Source organism: Rubrivirga sp. (genome assembly GCF_049648075.1).
In the GTDB taxonomy this organism is placed as follows: Bacteria; Bacteroidota; Rhodothermia; order Rhodothermales; family Rubricoccaceae; genus Rubrivirga.
The window spans coordinates 1-2468 of the sequence record NZ_JBARYR010000256.1; the positions used below are offsets into that span (position 1 = coordinate 1).

At 71.7% G+C, this 2468-nt stretch carries 5 protein-coding genes; 2 read left to right on the forward strand and 3 right to left on the reverse strand.

From position 1 onward, the window contains the following. The coding region (locus WBA11_RS07690) for a saccharopine dehydrogenase family protein (RefSeq protein ID WP_424520114.1) at positions 1-991 on the reverse strand (991 nt) is incomplete at its 3' end. Positions 992-1077: 86 nt separating this feature from the next. On the opposite strand from WBA11_RS07690, the gene WBA11_RS07695 reads away from it, so the two are divergent. Continuing rightward, positions 1078-1218, forward strand: a complete 141-nt coding sequence (locus tag WBA11_RS07695; RefSeq protein ID WP_424520115.1) for a hypothetical protein — start codon at positions 1078-1080, stop codon at positions 1216-1218. A 9-nt stretch (positions 1219-1227) separates the two neighbouring features. Continuing rightward, entirely contained in the window at positions 1228-1479 is a 252-nt protein-coding gene (locus WBA11_RS07700) for a DUF1801 domain-containing protein (RefSeq protein ID WP_424520116.1), read from the forward strand. Between the two features lie 78 nt (positions 1480-1557). On the opposite strand, the gene WBA11_RS07705 is transcribed toward WBA11_RS07700, so the two are convergent. Both WBA11_RS07705 and WBA11_RS07710 read right to left on the reverse strand, forming a co-directional pair. Next, on the reverse strand, positions 1558-1812 hold the full coding sequence (locus WBA11_RS07705) for a hypothetical protein (protein WP_424520117.1): 255 nt from the start codon (positions 1810-1812) through the stop codon (positions 1558-1560). After that, positions 1805-2468: tryptophan-rich sensory protein (locus WBA11_RS07710; protein ID WP_424520118.1), on the reverse strand; the 664-nt coding region annotated here is incomplete at its 5' end. The genes WBA11_RS07705 and WBA11_RS07710, both read right to left, overlap by 8 nt.

Genomic DNA, 2468 nt, shown 5'->3' on the forward strand with positions numbered 1-2468 from the left:
GCGACGGGGTCAGAAAGCCGGGCCGGGCTCGGCCCTCCAAGACGGCGAGCGCGGACCGTAGCGCGGCGTCGGCAGTGAAGGCGTAGCCCTCGGGGCCGGACCACCGGGCGATGGCCTCACCGCCGGAACCGTCGGTGGCCCGTGCCCAAGCGAACGACGTCCCTTGCTCGCGGGCGCCGTCGTTCGGGCCGCTGACGAACCGGGAGACCGCGGCTTCGAGGACGGATTGGACCGGCCGCGAGCGCAGGATCGGGCCGAGGGCTCGGCTCGCCTTCATCACGCGGACGGCGGTCGGCGGCATGGACGCGTACGTGGTCACGTTGGGGATGCCCGTCGAGTGGTACGCCGTGCTCACGTCGCCCCACGGGATCGCGGTGCACGTCCGCGTCTTGCCGTCGCTGAACGTGGCCGTGACTTGGTCGTGCGCCGCCGGCACCTCGACGATCCGGCCCGCGACGCGCGCGGCTCCGCCCTCGCCCAGGTTCTCGACGGCGGTCTGTGCCGTCCCGTGCGACGCCGACGACAACGCTCGGATCGCGATCTCCAGCCGGGTGGCGCTCGGCAGTCGCTCCTTGACGTGGGCCGCCAGGCAGTCCGTCGGGACCACGTCGAACCCGACGCCCGGAAGGACCGTGATCCCGGCCGCATGAGCGGCCTCGTCGCGCGCGGCCAACGCCTCGAACACGGCGATCTCGCCCGTCACGTCGAGGTAGTGCGTCCCGGTCCTGAGGCACGCCTCGACCATCGGCTGGGAGGTCCGCGAGAACGGGCCGGCGGCGTGGAGCACGAGGGGGACGGCCTCGAGGGCCGCGTCGAGCGAGCGTGGATCGTCCAGCCCCAGGGTGACGTCCTCGAGGCCGAGGTCGCGGGCGAGGGGTTTGAGCTTGGTCGGGTCGCGGCCGGCGAGGACGGGGCGGTGACCGCGCTCGAGGGCGAGTTCGGCGATGAGCCGGCCGGTGTAGCCGTAGGCGCCGTAGAGGAGGAAGGGCATGGGACGGGTACGACCTCGAGGCCGAACGGTGCCGCGCAGATGTCGCACCTGCGGTCTACCCTCTGTATGCACCTTCCCGCACAGGAATGGCCGACCTCAAGACGCAGCCTCCTGCCGACTCCGTCGCCTCATTCATCGACGGCCGCGAGGGCGAGCGCCGAGGCGACGAGTCTCGAAAACTGGTCGACCTGCTGTCCGACGTCACCGGCGAGCCTGCCGCGATCTGAGGCGAGAAGATGATCGGGTTCGGCGAGTACCGCTATCGGTACGCGTCTGGGCGCGAGGGCGACTGGATGCGGGTCGGTTTCGCTCCGGCGAAACGCCACATCGCGTTCCATATGATGGCCGGAACCTCGGACGTCCATCGAGAGATTCTCGGACGGCCGGGGCCTCATCGTGCCGGCGCCGGCCGCATCCGCGTCACGCGCCTGGGGAGCATCGACCTCGACGTTCTCCGGGAGTTGCGAGGCCAGCCCGGCGCGCGTTGAGGGCGTCGTCGAGGCGCTCGGCATGCGCATCGCCAGTAGGGCCGGGGCCACGGATGTGGTTGAGCGCGATGTCCATGTTTAGCACGACTCGTTCATCGCGACGCCTCCGACGCGGACCAACCGGTCGGCGCGGATGGTCGGTTCTCCCTCGAGGACGACCCAGTCGGCGCCGTCCCGGGCGAACACGTCCGAGATGACGGCCTCGAGGACGCGCTCCGTCTCACCGTCGCGCCAGACGACCTCGACGGGCGTCCGGTGAACCGCCCAGCTTTCTAGGCGGTCGTGGAGCGAGCACGCGATGGGTACGTAGCGGGATGTAGCGGTGTCAGGCACGAGCGTGGGCCGTGGGCCAGAGCGAGTGGTGTCGCGCCCCGAGGGCGAGCGCTGCTAGGGTGACGACGACGGCCGCGACGGTCGTACCCAGCAGGACGCCCTCGACCTCGACGCCGATCGCGACGAACGCCCACACCAAGACCGCCGCGGCGGCCAGGTCCGCCGTCCTCGACAGCAGCCACGCCCCGACGGCGGAGACGGCCACGATCACCAGGATCGGCCAGAGGACAGCGTCGGCCGTCCACCCGGCGCTGCGGAGCCAGACGGTCACGTTGAGCGGCGTCGCAACGGCGAGCCACGCCATCCACAGGGCCGTCGGGACGCCCATCGTCCAGCGCTCGGCGCCCTCGAGGCCGAGCCCGTCGAGGACGACGTAGAGCCAGACGAGCGACGCCAGGATGCCGACGATCGCGATGGCGGCGATCCCGAACCGCTCGGTCAGCCACGGGATCTGCCACAAGCCGTTGAGCAGGTTCGCGAGCACCAGCGGCAGCCCGGCCCGGTCGTAGCGCGCTCCGCTCTGGGCCGGCAGCGCCTGCCACACGGCGAAGACGACGGCGCCGACGAAGATGACGGACCACACCGCGAACGCCCACCCGGCGGGCGTGATGGCCGTCGGGGCGCCGTCGGAGACGGCGCCGGTCTGGACGCCGAAC

Excerpts from the sequence above, each read along its gene's own strand:
- WBA11_RS07695 (WP_424520115.1), top strand. The coding sequence starts at position 1,078 with ATGGCCGACCTCAAGACGCAGCCTCCTGCCGACTCCGTCGCCTCATTC.
- WBA11_RS07700 (WP_424520116.1), top strand. The coding sequence starts at position 1,228 with ATGATCGGGTTCGGCGAGTACCGCTATCGGTACGCGTCTGGGCGCGAG.